Here is a 15,824-nt window from a genome sequence, read left to right as displayed (position 1 = left end):
TAGGGGCCGCCCGCCGGCGGCGCCCGCGAAGGGACAAGCGAGGCACGGAAGTTGCACGAGCGGAAGGCGCCCCTTCTGCGCCCCCACGAATGACTTCCGGCCTGAGCTTCCTGATCGCCGCGCGCCGATGCGAGATCGACGCGCTGGACCAGCTCGCGCGCACCAGCGAGCTGGTCGGCGCCATCGGCCGGCTCGTGCATGCGCTGCAGCGCGAGCGCGGCATGTCGAATGTGTTCCTGGCCTCGCACGGCGGGCGCTTTGCCGACCAGCGCGGCCCGCAGATCGCCGAATGCCTCGCGCTCGAGCAGCAGGTGCGCGCCGGCTTCGACCGGCTTGAGGCCGAGCACCACCGCGCGGTGGGCGCCGGCCATGGCGCGCGCCTGTTCAGCCGCATCGCCTGGGTGCTGCCCGGCCTGGACGCCCTGCCCGCGCTGCGCCGGCGCATCGACGCGCTCGAACTCCAGCCGGCACAGGCCGTGGCCGCCTTCGCCAAGCTCGTGGCCGGCCTGCTGGCGGTGGTATTCGAGGCGGCCGACGGCGCCACCGACCCCGAAATCTCGCGCCTGCTGGTGGCGATGTTCAACTTCATGCAGGGCAAGGAGTTCGCCGGCCAGGAGCGGGCCTTCGGCGCCGCCGCGCTCGCGCTGGGCCGGGGCGACGACGCGCAGCGCCAACAATGGCGCCACCTCATCGAGTCGCAGGAGCGCTGCTTCCAGGTGTTCATCGATTTCTCGGGCGACGCGGTGCGCACGCTCTGGCACGACAGCCAGTCGGACGCCGTGCTGGCCGAGCTCGAGCGCCTGCGCCGCAAGGGCGCCACCTCGGTGCCGGCCGACGCGCTGCTGAGCCAGGCCTGGTTCGACTGCTGCACCCGGCGCATCGACGCCATGCAGACGGTCGAGAACCGCCTCTCGGCCGACCTGCGCGCGCTGTGCGACCACAAGACCGCCCAGGCGCGCAGCGAACTGGCGGCCTACCGGCAGCTGCTCGGCACGCTGGCCCCGCAGGCCGGCGGCGCGCTGTTCTTCGACGATGCCCAGCAGGCGCAGGACGCCACGCCGGCGCAGCTGGGGCGCCACCTCGAGCGCTCGGTGCTCGACATGGTCCAGGAGCAGTCGCAGCGCCTGCAGGCCATGAGCGACGAACTCGACACCGTGCGTGCCTCGCTCAACGAACGCAAGATCGTCGAGCGCGCCAAGGGCCTGCTGATGGCGCACCGGCGCCTGAGCGAGGCCGAGGCGCACAAGATGCTGCGCCAGACCGCCATGAACCAGAAGCGCCGCCTCGTCGACGTGGCCGAGTCGATGCTGGCCATGGCCGACTACCTGCCGCTCGAACCTGCACCGCGGCGCTGACCCGGGCCGCTTGGATTGGTGCAGCGCACAACAGTTGTGCGTAGCCCGGTTTCGCAGGCCGACTGGAACTTTCTCCCGCACCGGCGCGCCCTGCCAGCTATCTTTTCCATAGCTCCCAACGGCAGTTGCGAGCTGGCACACCGCTTGCATGGAGCTTGTCACAGACCGCAAGGTCTTCAGGCAGGTTGCACCCAACGGCGGGTGCGGCCCACCGAACCGGACAAAGGCGTCCCCATCCCGCAAGGGCTCGTTCACGAGCAGCCCCTGCGCGGTGCGGACGCCTTTTCGTTTTTGTCTTTCACTTCTGGAGCCCCGCCCATGTCCGATCTGCTGCTGAAAACCAAACTGAGCCGGCGCCGCGTGCTGCAGGCCGCCGCCCTCGGCGCCGTGGGCATCGACCCGGCGCTGCGCGCCGCCGTCTGGGCCCAAGGCTCGGACAAGCCCGAGAAGGAAGAAGTGAAGATCGGCTTCATCCCGCTGACCGATTGCGCCAGCGTGGTGATGGCTTCGGTGCTGGGCATCGACAAGAAGTACGGCGTGAAGATCGTGCCCAGCAAGGAAGCCAGCTGGGCCGGCGTGCGCGACAAGCTCGTGAACGGCGACCTCGACATGGCGCACGTGCTCTACGGCCTGGTGTACGGCATGCACCTGGGCGTGAGCGGCCCGAAGAAGGACATGGCCGTGCTCATGACCCTCAACAACAACGGCCAGGCCATCACGCTGTCCAAGAAGCTGGCCGACAAGGGCGCGGTCGATGCCGCCTCGCTCGCCAAGCTCATCGCCAAGGAAAAGGGCGAATACACCTTCGCCCACACCTTCCCCACCGGCACGCACGCCATGTGGCTCTACTACTGGCTCGCCTCGGCCGGCATCGATCCGTTCAAGGACGTGAAGAACATCACCGTGCCGCCTCCGCAGATGGTGGCCAACATGCGCGTGGGCAACATGGACGGCTACTGCGTGGGCGAGCCCTGGGGCCAGCGCGCGATCATGGACGGCATCGGCTTCACCGGCATCACCACCCAGGACATCTGGAAGGACCACCCCGAGAAGGTGCTGGGCTGCACCGCGGAGTTCACGAAGAAGTACCCGAACACCGCGCGCGCCGTCACGGCCGCGATCCTCGAGGCCGGCAAGTGGATCGACACCGGCCTGCAGAACAAGAACAAGATGGCCGAAACCATTGCTGACAAGAGCTACGTCAACACCAGCGTGGACGCGATCAACCAGCGCATCCTGGGCCGCTACACCAACGGCCTGGGCAAGAGCTGGGACGACCCCAACCACATGAAGTTCTACAACGGCGGCGCCGTGAACTTCCCCTACCTGTCGGACGGCATGTGGTTCCTCACGCAGCACAAGCGCTGGGGCCTCTTGAAGGAGCACCCCGACTACCTGAAGGTGGCCACCGAGATCAACCGCATCGACATCTACAAGCAGGCCGCCGCCGCGACGCAGACGCCCGTGCCCAAGGACGTGCTGCGCACCAGCAAGCTCTTCGACGGCACCGTCTGGGACGGCAAGGACCCGAAGAAGTACGCCGAGTCTTTCAAGCTCCATGTCTGAGGAGAAACGCACCATGGTCAGCGCTGTCTTCCATTCCCCGCTCGACGCCGTGGCCTCGCAGGTCGCCGCGCCCGTGGTGTCCAGGCCCCTGGCACCCGCCCCTGCTGCGGCCGTTGCGGCGGCGGCACCCGTGCCGCGCACCCGCGCGCCCCTCGATCTGCGCGCCTTCTGGATGCGCGTGCTCCCGCCGTTCCTGGGCTTCGGCCTGCTGGTGCTGGTGTGGGAGATCGTGGCCATGAAAAGCACCACCGGCTTTCCTTCGCCGCTGGCCACCTGGCAGCAGGCGCTCACGGTGTTCAGCGATCCGTTCTACAGCAAGGGGCCGAACGACCAGGGCGTGGGCTGGAACGTGCTGTCGTCGCTGCAGCGCGTGGCGCTGGGCTTCGGACTGGCGGCAGCGGTCGGCATTCCGGCCGGCTTCGCCATCGGGCGCTTCGAATTCCTCTCGCGCATGTTCAACCCGCTGATCAGTTTGTTGCGCCCGGTGTCGCCGCTCGCGTGGCTGCCCATCGGCCTGCTGGTGTTCAAGGGCGCCAACCCGGCCGCGATCTGGACCATCTTCATCTGCTCGATCTGGCCGATGGTCATCAACACCGCCGTGGGCGTGCAGCGCGTACCCAGCGACTACATGAACGTGGCCAAGGTGCTCAACCTCAGCGAATGGAAGATCCTCACCAAGATCCTCTTTCCCGCCGTGCTGCCCTACATGCTCACGGGCGTGCGCCTGGCCGTGGGCACCGCGTGGCTGGTGATCGTCGCGGCCGAGATGCTCACGGGCGGCGTCGGCATCGGCTTCTGGGTGTGGGACGAGTGGAACAACCTCAACGTCGCCAACATCATCATCGCGATCTTCGTGATCGGCATCGTCGGCCTGGTGCTGGAGTTCGCGCTCATCAAGCTCGCCACCGCATTCACGTTCGAAGAGGTGAAGTCATGAACGACGACAGCAAGTACATCGAGATCCACAACGTCGAACAGGCGTTCAAGACGCCCAAGGGCCGCTTCGTCGCGCTGCGCGACGTGAACCTGAACGTGGCCAAGGGCGAGTTCGTCACGCTCATCGGGCACTCGGGCTGCGGCAAGTCGACGCTGCTGAACCTCATCGCCGGGCTGACCACGCCCACGCAGGGCGTGCTGCTGTGCGCCAACAAGGAGATCAAGGGCCCGGGTCCCGAGCGCGCCGTGGTGTTCCAGAACCACTCGCTGCTGCCCTGGCTCACCTGCTTCGAGAACGTGTACCTCGCGGTCGAGCGCGTGTTCGCGGCCACCGAGAACAAGGCGCAGCTGCGCGAACGCACCGACGCGGCACTCGCGCTGGTGGGCCTCACGCCCGCGGCGCAGAAGCGCCCCGGTGAAATCTCGGGCGGCATGAAGCAGCGCGTGGGCATCGCCCGGGCGCTGTCGATGGAGCCCAAGGTGCTGCTGATGGACGAGCCCTTCGGCGCGCTCGACGCCCTCACCCGCGCCAAGCTGCAGGACGAGCTGCTCGCCATCGTGCAGAAGACGCGCAGCACCGTCGTCATGGTCACGCACGACGTCGACGAGGCCGTGCTGCTGAGCGACCGCATCGTGATGCTCACCAACGGCCCGGCCGCCACCATCGGCGACGTGCTGGCGGTGGACATCGCGCGCCCGCGCAACCGCGTCGCGCTGGCCGAAGACCCGGCCTATGTGCATGCGCGCAAGGCGGTGATCGATTTCCTCTACACGCGCCAGGCGCATGTGGAGAAGGCTGCGGCCTGACCCGGCAGGCGCAGCACGACGGGCATCAAGACATGATGACCTGCAGGCTGTGCTCGTACCACCCCGTGAGGCGCTCGAAGGTGTCCACGAGCGCCTCGCTGGAACGCACCAGCGTGGCGCGCCCCTCGGCGCTGTCGAGCGCCTGCACGCCGCCGACGAGGCGCAGCCACTCGTCGCGCGCGCTCGCCAGCCCGGCACGGATCTCGGGCGAACTGAGCGGCGCGCGCTCCAGCTCCAGCAGCGCGGCTTCGAATTCGTTCATGGTCGGCAGCAGCCGTTCGCGCGAGGCGCCAGCCGCGAGCGTCGAGGCCAGCAAGGCGTCCTTGGCGAGGCGCTGCGCGCGCATGCGCTGCCGTCCGCAGATGTTGACGATGCGCAGCGCGCGCCGCGCACCCGAGGCCTCCAGCGCATCCGTCAGCGACTCGGCCGCCGACAGCAAGGCCTCGCCGCGCGCATCGATCGCGGCCAGCCCTTGCGATGCTGGCTTGGCAACCAGCAGCGCGGCCAGCGCGAGCCACGCGGCCTGCACCTCGCCGAGCGCCTGCACGCCGGCCGGCCCCAGCTCGAGGGCCGTCAGATGATCCAGCGTCTGCTGCACCCGCTCGGTCGACTGCGTGCGCAGCACGCGCGCACGCTGCGCATCGATGCCGGCCGCGAGCTGCGCCGCCACGCGCACCAGCCGCTGCGAGAGCATGCGCAGCTGGCCCGCGCGGTTGATCGCCTCGGCCCACTGCGCGGCCTCGATGACCGAGCGCGACACCTCGCCCAGCCGCAGGTTGGCGTGCATCGCGGCGCCGCGCAGCAGGCCGAAGGCCTCGTCCTCGCCAATGCCGCGCGCGGACATCAGCAGGCCCTTGGCGCGGTCGACCCACTTGCGCTCGTCCATGCGGGTGCGCAGGGCGTCGAGTTCGGTGCGCAGCGCGGCCTCGCGGGTCCAGCGGGCCTGCGCCTGTGCGGTCAGTGCCGCGAGCGCACCGGCGCTGTCGATGGGTACCCACCCGTGCACGCCCGCAGCCACGAGCGCCGCGTGCTGCGCGCCGTCCAGCGGCGCGCTCATCACGCCCAGGGCGCACGGCGGTGCGCCGCCCCAGGGCGCCAGCGCATCGAGCAGCGCGTCGAGCTGCGGCTCTGTTTCATCCAGATGCACCAGGACCATCGACGGTGCAAGCGCCTGCGCGCGCTGCACCAGCGTGTGGCAGCCCGCGCGCCCGAGCACCGCGACGCCCGCGGCATCGATCGACTGCTGCAGCGACGCCGACAAGGGCTCGCCTTCAGCGGGTTCAGGGGAAAGGACGACGAGAAGGGACATGGCGGCAAGGTGTGGCAAGGCCCGGGAAGCATAGGCCACGCCAGCCTGCATTCGCAGGCACGCCTCTTGCATCGAAGGGGGCACGGTGTAACGAAGCACCGCTTTGGTGAGGCTGCAGGTTCCTGCATCCAACCCGGCCCTCCTCAGGCCGGGCTCACCCCCATGCCGACGGCGTTCGCCGCCGGTACCCCGACTCCACCCCTGTCCGTCGACACGACCGCTGCCCGGTCGCGCCGCGGCTTTTTGCACCTTTGAACACCATGTCCGGTTTCAGGAATTTCTTGCAGTCAGGCCACAGTCCGACCCTGTTCGCGGCCTTCCTGTACTTCTCGTTCTCCTGCTGCATCTGGGTGCTCAACGGCGCCATGGCGCCCTTCATCGGCGAGACCTTCAACCTCTCGCCCGCGCAGAAGGGCCTGATGCTGTCGGTGCCGATCATCGCGGGCGCGCTCATGCGCTTTCCGCTGGGCCTGCTGTCGCAGTACATCGGCCGCAAGAAGGCCACGCTGGTCGAGATGGGCCTGATCGCCGTGGCGATGCTGTTCGGCTTCTTCTTCGTCAAGAGCTTCAACGACCTGCTCGCCATGGGCGTGCTGCTGGGCATCGCGGGCGCGAGCTTCGGCGTGGCGCTGTCGCTGGGCTCGGGCTGGTTCCCGCCGCAGCACAAGGGCTTGGCGATGGGCCTGGTGGGCGCGGGCAACGTGGGCACGGCCGTGTCGGTGCTGGTGGCGCCGCCGCTGGCCAACTGGCTGGGCTGGCAGGCGGTGTACGGCGTGGCCGCCGTCGCGATCCTCATCCCGATGGTCGTGATGGTGTTCTTCGCCAAGGAGCCGCCGGACGTGGACCCGCACGGCAGCTTCCGCGCACACATCGCCTGCCTGTTCGAGAAAGACGGCTGGGTCTTCAGCCTGATCTACGGCGTGACCTTCGGCGGCTTCATCGGCCTCACGACCTTCCTGCCCTCGTACTACTACGACCAGTTCGGCGTGAGCAAGGTGCAGGCCGGCCAGCTGACGATGCTCGCGGCCTTCATGGGCGCGGCGGTGCGCATCGTGGGCGGCTGGCTGTCCGACCGCTGGGGCGGCGTGAACACGCTCACGGTGGTGCTGCTGGTGGTGGCCGTGGGCCTCGTGCTGGTGGGCTTCTCGTCGGGCTCGCTGGCGCTCACCACGCTGCTGCTCATCGTGTGCTTCGCCGCGTTGGGCGCGGGCAACGGCGCGCTGTTCCAGCTGGTGCCGCTGCGCTGGCCCACGAGCACGGCGGTGGCCGGCTCGATGATCGGCGAGATCGGCGCCCTCGGCGGCGGCCTGGTGCCCAACGCCATGGGCCTGTCGAAGCAGTACCTGGGCAGCTACGCCTGGGGCTTCGTGTTCTTCGGTGTGCTCTCGCTGGCGATGCTGGGCGTGATGCGCGTGATGCAGATCCGCTGGACGCGCACCTGGGCCGAAAAAGGCGGACGCGCGCGCGTCACACCGGCCCCTGCGGTTGCCAAGCCCTCGCCCGTTCGCAAGGCCGCCCGTTCATGAGCCTCTTCGCCCGCCCCCGCTCAACGTGGCAGGAAGAGAAGCCACACGATGAGCAGCACGTTGAACAGCACCGACACGCCGAGCGCGAGCTGGTACAGCGCGAGCGGGTCGCGGCGGATCAGCGGCGTGGCGGCGGGCGCGTTCACGGGGCGCGAGGCGCCGCGCTCCAGCGCGAGCAGCATCTCCTCGGCGGTCTCGAAGCGTTCGCGCGGGTCGCGGGCCACGGCCTTGCGCACGAGGTGGTCGAGCCACACGGGCACGTCGGGCCGCAGGCGCGAGAGCGCGACCGGGTCGCGCCGGTAGCGCGCCACCTGGTAGGGCTCGATCTCGCCGTAGGGCAGGTGCCCGCCGAGCCATTGGTAGAGCGTGGCGCCGAGCGCGAACAGGTCGCTGCCCGCATCGGCCACGCCGCCCTCTTCCCACTGCTCGGGGTTGATGTAGCTCGGCGTGCCCGCATGCAGCTCGCGCTGCGCCGCGCCTTCGCGGCCCGAGATCGCCACGCCCAGGTCGAGGATGCGCCAGCGCCCGTCGTCACCCCGGTGCAGGTTGCCGGGCTTGATGTCGCGGTGGACCACGCCGTGGCGGTGCAGCCGCCCGAGCGCGCGGCTCACCTCGATGGCCGCGGCGACCACCTCGGCCACGGTGCCGCGCGTGCCGTCCTTGCGCATCTGCTCGAGCGTGCGCCCGCCGTGCCAGTCGAACACGATGTACAGCGCGCTGGCGTCCGGCGCGCGCTCGTGCACACGCACGAAGCCGCCGCCCTGCCCCACGCGCTGCCCCAGCCACGCTTCGTGCGCCAGCATCGCGCGCTCCTGCGGGTCGCCGGCGCGCGAGGGGTGCAGGGTCTTGAGCGCGACCAGCTCGCGCGTGACCGGATGGCGCGCCTGGTACAGCAGGTGCACGCCGGTGTCGGCCACCAGGCCGGTGACGACGTAGCCGTCGAGCACGTCGCCCACCTTGAGCCACGGCGGCGGCGCCAGGCGGCGGCCGTCACCGAGTTCGTCGTCGAGCTGGCGCGCGTCCAGCCCCACCACGCGGATCACCAGCGCGGTCGCGTTGTCGCGCGTGCCGGCGTCGAGTGCGGCCTGCACCAGCGCCTCGCTCGCGGCCTCGGCGTCGCCCTGCAGCGCGAGCGCGGCCACCTGCTGCGGCTTGAGCACGCCGTGCACGCCGTCGGTGCTGAGCACGAAGCAGTCGCCCACGCGCACGTCGCCCTGCAGGTAGTCGACGCGCACCTGGTCGTCCAGGCCGATGGCGCGCGTGAGCCGGCTGCGCATGTCGGGGTGGTCGAAGGCGTGGTCCTGCGTGAGCAGCTGCGCAGGCTCGTCGTCGGCGCGCACGCGCCAGGCGCGCGTGTCGCCCACGTGGGCCAGCGTGTAGCTCTGGCCGTGCAGCACCAGCGCGGTGAGCGTGGTGAGCGCCGTGCCGGCGCCCTCCTGTTTTCCCTGGCGCCGGCGGTTGTGGTCGGCCAGCCAGCCGTTCTGCGCGCCGATCAGGCGGTCGAGCGCGGCGGTCGGCTCCCAGGTCGCGGGCGTGGCGAAGTAGTCGGCCAGCAGGCCCATCACCGTGGTCTGCGCCGCTTCGCGGCCGCGTCCGCCGCTCGAGACCCCATCGGCAATCGCCGCGATGAGCCCGCGTGCCTCGTCGCCGGCCGGCGCATGCACCGTGCCGGCGAAGTCCTCGTTCGCGTCGCGCGGCCCGCGCTGGCTGCTGTAGCCGATGTCCACTTCAAAGCTCATGGCGCGATTCTGACCGCGCGCCGCGGGCCGTCGTTCGGTTGATTTCCCTGAAAGGTCCCGCCCCATGAAGAAAATGAAACTCGTGATGGTCGGCAACGGCATGGCCGGCGTGCGCACGCTCGAAGAGCTGCTGAAGATCGCACCCGACCTGTACGACATCACCGTCTTCGGCGCCGAGCCGCACCCCAACTACAACCGCATCCTGCTGTCGCCCGTGCTCGCGGGCGAGCAGACGGTCGATGAGATCGTGCTCAACAGCTGGGAGTGGTACTCGGACAACCACATCACGCTGCACGCCGGAAAGAAGGTGGTCGAGGTCGACCGCGTGAACCGCATCGTGCGCGCGGAAGATGGCACCGAGGCGCCCTACGACCGCCTGCTGATGTGCACCGGCTCCAACCCCTTCATGCTGCCCGTGCCCGGCAAGGACCTGAAGGGCGTGATCGCCTACCGCGACATCGCCGACACCGACTACATGATCGAGACCGCGCGCACGCACAAGAACGCCGTGGTCATCGGCGGCGGCCTGCTCGGCCTCGAAGCGGCCAACGGCCTGATGCTGCGCGGCATGACCGTGACGGTGGTGCACGTGATGCCCTGGCTCATGGAGCGCCAGCTGGACGACGTGGCGGGCAAGCTGCTGCAGAAGTCGCTGGAAGACCGCGGCCTGAAGTTCCTCATGGGCGCGCAGACGCAGGACCTGGTGGGGGGCGACGATGGCCGCGTGAAGGCCATCCGCTTCAAGGACGGCACCGAGGTCGCGGCCGACCTCGTGGTGATGGCGGTGGGCATCCGCCCCAATGTCGAGCTGGCCGAGAAGATGCGCCTGCACTGCAACCGCGGCATCGTGGTGACCGACACGATGCAGACGGTGACCGACGCGCGCATCTACTCGGTCGGCGAATGCGCGGCGCACCGCGGCATCGCCTACGGCCTGGTCGCGCCGCTGTTCGAGCAGGCCAAGGTCGCGGCCAACCACCTGGCGCAGTTCGGCATCGGCCGCTACCTCGGCTCGCTCACGTCCACCAAGCTCAAGGTCACGGGCATCGACCTGTTCAGCGCCGGCGAGTTCATGGGCGGCGAAGGCACCGAGGAGATCGTGATGAGCGACCCCTTCGGTGGCGTCTACAAGAAGCTGGTGCTGAAAGACGACAAGCTGATCGGCGCCTGCCTGTACGGCGACACGGTGGATGGCAGCTGGTACTTCAAGCTGCTGCGCGACGGGCGCAGCGTGCACGACATCCGCGACAAGCTGATGTTCGGCGAATCGAACATCGGCGACACCGGCCACGAGGGCCACAGCAAGGCCGCGAGCATGCCCGACGACGCCGAGGTGTGCGGCTGCAACGGCGTGAACAAGGGCACCATCTGCAAGGCCATCAAGGAGAAGGGCCTGTTCACGCTCGACGAGGTGAAGAAGCACACCAAGGCCAGCGCCAGCTGCGGCTCGTGCACCGGGCTGGTCGAGCAGATCCTGATGTTCACGGCCGGCGGCGACTACTCGGCCACGCCGAAGAAGAAGGCCGTGTGCGGCTGCACCGACATGAGCCACCAGGACGTGCGCGACGCGATCCGCAAGGAGCACTGGCTCACGCACGACGCGGTCTACCGCGGCATGGGCTGGCGCACGCCCAACGGCTGCGCCACCTGCCGCCCGGCCGTCAACTACTACCTCATCAGCACCTGGCCGAAGGAGGCGAAGGACGATCCGCAGAGCCGCTTCATCAACGAGCGCAGCCACGCCAACATCCAGAAGGACGGCACCTACTCCGTCATTCCGCGCATGTGGGGCGGCCACACCACGCCCGACGAGCTGCGCCGCATTGCCGACGCGGCCGACAAGTACAAGATCCCGACCGTCAAGGTCACGGGCGGCCAGCGCATCGACCTGCTGGGCGTGAAGAAGGAAGACCTGGAAGGCGTGTGGAAGGACATCGGCATGCCCTCGGGCTTTGCCTATGCGAAGTCGCTGCGCACCGTGAAGACCTGCGTGGGCAGCGAGTGGTGCCGCTTCGGCACGCAGGACTCCACCCAGATGGGCAAGGACCTGGAGCGCGCGCTGTGGGCCATGTACTCGCCGCACAAGGTCAAGCTGGCCGTGTCGGGCTGCCCGCGCAACTGCGCGGAGGCCGGCATCAAGGACGTGGGCGTGATCGGCGTCGACTCGGGCTGGGAGCTGTACGTGGGCGGCAACGGCGGCATCAAGACCGAGGTGGCGCAGTTCCTCGTGAAGGTGAAGACCGCCGAGGAAGTGATGGAACACGCCGGCGCCTTCCTGCAGCTGTACCGCGAGGAAGGCTGGTACCTGGAGCGCACGGTGCATTACATCGGCCGCGTCGGGCTGGACTACGTGAAGAAGAAGATCCTCGAAGACGCCGAGGGCCGCAAGGCGCTGTGGGAGCGGCTGCAGTTCGCGCTCGACGGCGAGCCCGACCCGTGGTTCGAATCGGCGCAGGCCTCGGTGGATGTGCGGCAGTTTGCGCCGCTGAGCGTGTGATCGGAGCGACCGCTTGAAACGACGACTCTTCATCGCCTCTTCCGCCCTCGCCGCACTCGCCCCGGTGGGCGCCCGTGCGCAGGTGGCCGACCTCAACGACGCCATCAACAAGGCCGGCCGCCAGCGCATGCTGTCGCAGCGCGCGAGCAAGGCCTACCTGGCGCTGGTGCAGAAGGTGGAACCGCGCAGCGCGCAGCAGGTGCTCGACCGCTCGGTGGCGCTGTTCGAGCGCCAGCTCGGCGAGCTCAAGGCCTTTGCGCCGACGCCAACGCTGCGCGCCACCTACGACGGCCTGGACGGCGCCTGGCGCGCGTTCCGCACCGAGCTGGCCGATGCGGCGCCCGGCCGGGAAGCCGCCGCGCGGGTGGTGGCGCTCGACGCCGCCGTGCTCGCGCTGGCCCACCAGGGCACGGCGCAGTACGAGGCCGCCTCGGGCAGGCCGGTCGGGCGGCTGGTCAACATCGCGGGGCGCCAGCGCATGCTGTCGCAGCGCATGGCCAAGTGCTACCTGGCCGCGGCGATGCAGATCGACCCGGCCGGCAGCACCGCCGAGATCGCCAAGGCGCGCACCGAATTCCTGGCCGCGCTCGAGCTGTTGCGCAACGCGCCCGAGGCCACCGCGCAGATCCGCCAGGAGCTGGTGCTGGCCGACGCGCAATGGATGTTCTTCAACCGCGGCCTGCAGCGCCTGGACGGTGCGGGCGCCTCGCCCGCGCTGATGTCCGACGTGTTCGTGAGCAGCGAGAACCTGCTCGCGATCATGGACCGCGTGACCGGCCTGTACGCCGAGATCAAGACCTGACCCGCGCCCGACCCCAAGACAAGAGAGCCCCACCATGAGCGATTGGAAAGCCATCTGCCGCCTCGACGACATCCCCGTGCTCGGCGCCCGCCGCGTGATGCGGCCCGCTGGCCTGGACGTGGCCGTGTTCCGCAATGCCGAGGACCAGGTCTTCGCCCTGCTCGACCGCTGCCCGCACAAGGGCGGTCCGCTGAGCCAGGGCATCGTGTTCGGCACCAGCGTGGCCTGCCCGCTGCACAACTGGGCCATCGGCCTGGACGACGGCTGCGCCCGCTCGCCCGACGAAGGCTGCACGCCGAAGTTCGCGGTGAAGCTCGAAGACGGCGTGGTGCACCTGGACGCCGGCGAGCTGGCCACGCACGCGCTCGACCTGGAGCGCCCCGTCGCCGGGCCGCAGCGCCTGGCCGCCGTGACGGTCCTGTCCCCGGAAGAAGGTTGAGGCCCGCATGACCCAGGAGACGCGCTCCACCTGCCCCTATTGCGGCGTCGGCTGCGGCGTGATCATCGAATCGCAGGGCGACCAGATCACCGGCGTGCGCGGCGACCCCGACCACCCGGCGAACTTCGGCCGCCTGTGCACCAAGGGCTCGACCTTGCACCTCACGGCCAGCGCGACCGTCACGCGCCAGACGCGGCTGCTGCAGCCCCTGCAGCGACTCGCGCGCAAGGAAGCGCCCGCGCCCGTGACGTGGGACCACGCGCTCGACCTCGCCGCCGGCAAGTTCGCGCAGGTGGTGCGCGACCACGGCCCCGACGCGGTCGGCTTCTACGTGTCGGGCCAGCTGCTCACCGAGGACTACTACGTCTTCAACAAGCTGGCCAAGGGCCTGGTCGGCACCAACAACATCGACACCAACTCGCGCCTGTGCATGAGCAGCGCGGTGGCCGGCTACAAGCAGACGCTGGGCGCCGACGCGCCGCCGGCCTGCTACGACGACCTGAAGCACGCCGAGTGCCTGTTCATCGTGGGCAGCAACACGGCGTGGGCGCACCCCATCCTGTTTCGCCGCATCGAGGACGCGAAGGCCGCGAACCCGGCGCTGAAGATCGTCGTGGCCGACCCGCGCCGTACCGACACGGTCGAGATCGCCGACCTGTTCCTGCCGATCCAGCCCGGCACCGACGTCATGCTGTTCCACGGCATGCTGCACCTGATGCTGTGGGAAGGCTGGACCGACACCGCCTACATCGCGGCTCGCACCAACGGCTTCGACGCACTGAAGGCCACGGTGCGCGACTGCACGCCCGACACCGTGGCGCAGGTGTGCGGCATTCCCAAGGACGACCTGCTCGCGGCGGCGCGGCTGTTCGCCACCTCGCCCGCCACGCTGAGCCTGTATTGCCAGGGCCTCAACCAGTCTTCCAGCGGCACGGCGAAGAACGCCGCGCTCATCAACCTGCACCTGGCGACCGGCCAGATCGGCAAGCCCGGCGCGGGCCCGTTCTCGCTCACGGGCCAGCCCAATGCGATGGGCGGGCGCGAGGTGGGCGGCCTGGCCAACCTGCTGAGCGCGCACCGCGACCTGGCCAACCCCGAGCACCGCGCCGAAGTGGCCGCGCTGTGGGGCGTGCCCTCGGTGCCCGAGAAGCCCGGCAAGACGGCCGTCGAGATGTTCCAGGCCGCGGCCGACGGCGAAATCCGCGCGCTGTGGATCGCCTGCACCAACCCCGCGCAGTCGATGCCCGACCAGGCCACGGTGCGCCGCGCGCTCGAACGCGCCGAGTTCGTCGTGGTGCAGGAAGCCTTCGCCACCACCGCCACCTGCGCCTTCGCCGACCTGCTGCTGCCCGCCACCACCTGGGGCGAGAAGGAAGGCACCGTGACCAACAGCGAGCGCCGCATCTCGCGCGTGCGCCCGGCCGTGCCGGCGCCCGGCGAGGCGCGCAACGACTGGTCGATAGCCGTGGCCTTCGCGCGCCGGCTCGAACAGCAGCTGGGCCGCAGCTTCACGCTGTTCCCGTACGAGAGCGCCGAATCGGTCTGGAACGAGCACCGCGAATCCACGCGCGGGCGCGACCTGGACATCACCGGACTGAGCTACGCGATGCTCGAGAACGCCGGCCCGCAGCAATGGCCGCTGAAGGAAGGCGAGCGCGCCGGTCGCGTGCGCCTGTACGAAGACGGCGTGTTCCCCACGCCCGACGGCCGCGCGCGCTTTGTCGACACGCCCTACAAGCCCGTGGCCGAGGCGCGCGAGGCGCGCTTTCCCTTCTCGCTGAACACCGGCCGGCTGCGCGACCAGTGGCACGGCATGAGCCGCACCGGCACGGTCGGCAAGCTGTTCGGCCACGTGTCCGAGCCCGTGGTGCAGATGAATGCGCAGGACATGGCGCGCCGCCAGATCGCCGAAGGCGACCTGGTGCACCTCACATCGAAGCGCGGCTCGATCCTGCTGCCGGCGCGCGCCAGCGCCGAGATCGGCCTGAGCCAGGCCTTCGTCGCCATGCACTGGGGCGAGGAGTACCTGAGCGGCTGCTCGTCGACCGGCGTGCGGCTCGCGGGCATCAACGCGCTCACCACGCCGGCCTACTGCCCCACCTCGAAGCAGCCCGAGCTCAAGCACACGCCCGTGAAGATCCTCAAGGCCGAGCTGCCGTGGTCGCTGCTGGCGATGGCCTGGCTGCCCGCCGGCGACGCGCTCACGGCGCAGCGCGCACTGCAGCCGCTGATGGCGCTGTTCCCCTTCGCCACCTGCGTGCCGTTCGCGGGCAATGCGCCCGGCGAAGAAGAACGCAGCGGCGTCCTTTTTCGCGCCGCCGCGCACGACGCGCCCGACGCCGCGCTGGTCGAAAAAATCGAAGCCCTGCTGGGCCTGCAGACCGCCGACACCCTGCGCTACGCCGACCACCGCCGCGGCCAGCGCCGCGCCGCGCGGCTGGTGCGCCGCGCCGACGGCAGCGCCGGGCTGGAAGCCTTTTTGCTGGGCGGCGACACCAGCGCCGAAGCCTGGATCGCCACCCTGCTGCGCGAGGAACTGCCGGCCCAGAGCTACGGCCGCCTGCTGCTGTCGCCGGGCGCCCGCGCGCCGGTGGCCGTGCAGTCGCGCGGCAAGCCGGTGTGCGCCTGCTTCAACGTGACCGACCGCGCCATCGAGGCCGAGCTGGTGCGCTGCACCGGCAGCGCCGACGAGCGGCTGGCGGCGCTGCAGGGGGCGCTGAAATGCGGCACCAACTGCGGGTCGTGCGTGCCGGAGCTCAAGCGCATGGTGCGGGCCACCCCGGCCGAAGCACTGGCCGTGGGGGCATAAGCCGACTCACATTCCGGCATAAGCGTTGCGGGACAATCC

11 protein-coding genes are annotated in these 15,824 nt (G+C 69.9%); 9 read left to right on the top strand and 2 right to left on the bottom strand.

Translation table 11 applies throughout. The features are described from left to right. The first annotated feature begins 89 nt into the window (after positions 1–89). The 4 genes from VHAB30_RS05395 (at position 90) to VHAB30_RS05380 (ending at position 4,664) form a co-directional block, all read left to right on the top strand. Entirely contained in the window at positions 90–1,355 is a 1,266-nt protein-coding gene (locus VHAB30_RS05395; protein ID WP_062475447.1) for a nitrate regulatory protein, read from the top strand. A gap of 318 nt (positions 1,356–1,673) precedes the next feature. Then, positions 1,674–2,921 carry a CmpA/NrtA family ABC transporter substrate-binding protein gene (locus VHAB30_RS05390; protein ID WP_062475451.1) on the top strand — a complete coding sequence of 416 codons (1,248 nt, stop codon included), beginning with the start codon at positions 1,674–1,676 and terminating at the stop codon, positions 2,919–2,921. 13 nt (positions 2,922–2,934) lie between these two features. Continuing rightward, the gene (ntrB, locus tag VHAB30_RS05385) at positions 2,935–3,858 is read left to right on the top strand and encodes a nitrate ABC transporter permease (RefSeq protein ID WP_159276087.1); all 924 of its coding nucleotides are present in this window, start codon (positions 2,935–2,937) and stop codon (positions 3,856–3,858) included. Continuing rightward, positions 3,855–4,664 (top strand): ABC transporter ATP-binding protein, encoded by an 810-nt coding sequence (locus tag VHAB30_RS05380; protein WP_070063125.1) that lies wholly within the window; start codon positions 3,855–3,857, stop codon positions 4,662–4,664. Before ntrB ends, VHAB30_RS05380 begins: the two co-directional genes overlap by 4 nt. A 25-nt stretch (positions 4,665–4,689) precedes the next feature. On the opposite strand, the gene VHAB30_RS05375 is transcribed toward VHAB30_RS05380, so the two are convergent. Next, a complete protein-coding gene (locus VHAB30_RS05375; protein WP_159276086.1) occupies positions 4,690–5,973 on the bottom strand; it encodes a type IV pili methyl-accepting chemotaxis transducer N-terminal domain-containing protein in 1,284 nt (427 codons plus the stop codon). Positions 5,974–6,233: 260 nt separating this feature from the next. On the opposite strand from VHAB30_RS05375, the gene VHAB30_RS05370 reads away from it, so the two are divergent. Then, a complete protein-coding gene (locus VHAB30_RS05370; RefSeq protein WP_159276085.1) occupies positions 6,234–7,499 on the top strand; it encodes an MFS transporter in 1,266 nt (421 codons plus the stop codon). Between the two features lie 20 nt (positions 7,500–7,519). Here the strand turns inward: VHAB30_RS05370 and VHAB30_RS05365 are convergent, their stop codons facing one another. Further along, the gene (locus VHAB30_RS05365; protein ID WP_159276084.1) at positions 7,520–9,238 is read right to left on the bottom strand and encodes a bifunctional protein-serine/threonine kinase/phosphatase; all 1,719 of its coding nucleotides are present in this window, start codon (positions 9,236–9,238) and stop codon (positions 7,520–7,522) included. Positions 9,239–9,302: 64 nt separating this feature from the next. Between VHAB30_RS05365 and nirB the strand changes: the two genes are divergently transcribed. Genes nirB through VHAB30_RS05345 form a run of 4 tightly spaced genes read left to right on the top strand, consistent with a single transcriptional unit; the run spans position 9,303 to position 15,785 of the window. Further along, entirely contained in the window at positions 9,303–11,735 is a 2,433-nt protein-coding gene (nirB, locus tag VHAB30_RS05360) for a nitrite reductase large subunit NirB (RefSeq protein ID WP_159276083.1), read from the top strand. A gap of 13 nt (positions 11,736–11,748) precedes the next feature. Further along, positions 11,749–12,537: a type IV pili methyl-accepting chemotaxis transducer N-terminal domain-containing protein gene (locus VHAB30_RS05355; RefSeq protein ID WP_159276082.1), complete on the top strand. Its 789-nt coding sequence runs from the start codon at positions 11,749–11,751 to the stop codon at positions 12,535–12,537. 34 nt (positions 12,538–12,571) lie between these two features. Continuing rightward, positions 12,572–12,976 carry a nitrite reductase small subunit NirD gene (gene nirD / locus VHAB30_RS05350; RefSeq protein ID WP_062475470.1) on the top strand — a complete coding sequence of 135 codons (405 nt, stop codon included), beginning with the start codon at positions 12,572–12,574 and terminating at the stop codon, positions 12,974–12,976. A 7-nt stretch (positions 12,977–12,983) separates the two neighbouring features. Continuing rightward, on the top strand, positions 12,984–15,785 hold the full coding sequence (locus VHAB30_RS05345) for a nitrate reductase (protein ID WP_159276081.1): 2,802 nt from the start codon (positions 12,984–12,986) through the stop codon (positions 15,783–15,785). Positions 15,786–15,824 lie beyond the last annotated feature (39 nt).

Source organism: Variovorax boronicumulans, from assembly GCF_009811375.1.
Taxonomy (GTDB): Bacteria; Pseudomonadota; Gammaproteobacteria; order Burkholderiales; family Burkholderiaceae_C; genus Variovorax; species Variovorax boronicumulans.
Note: the sequence above shows the minus strand (reverse complement) of the source record. Positions and strands in the feature narration are given on the sequence as shown.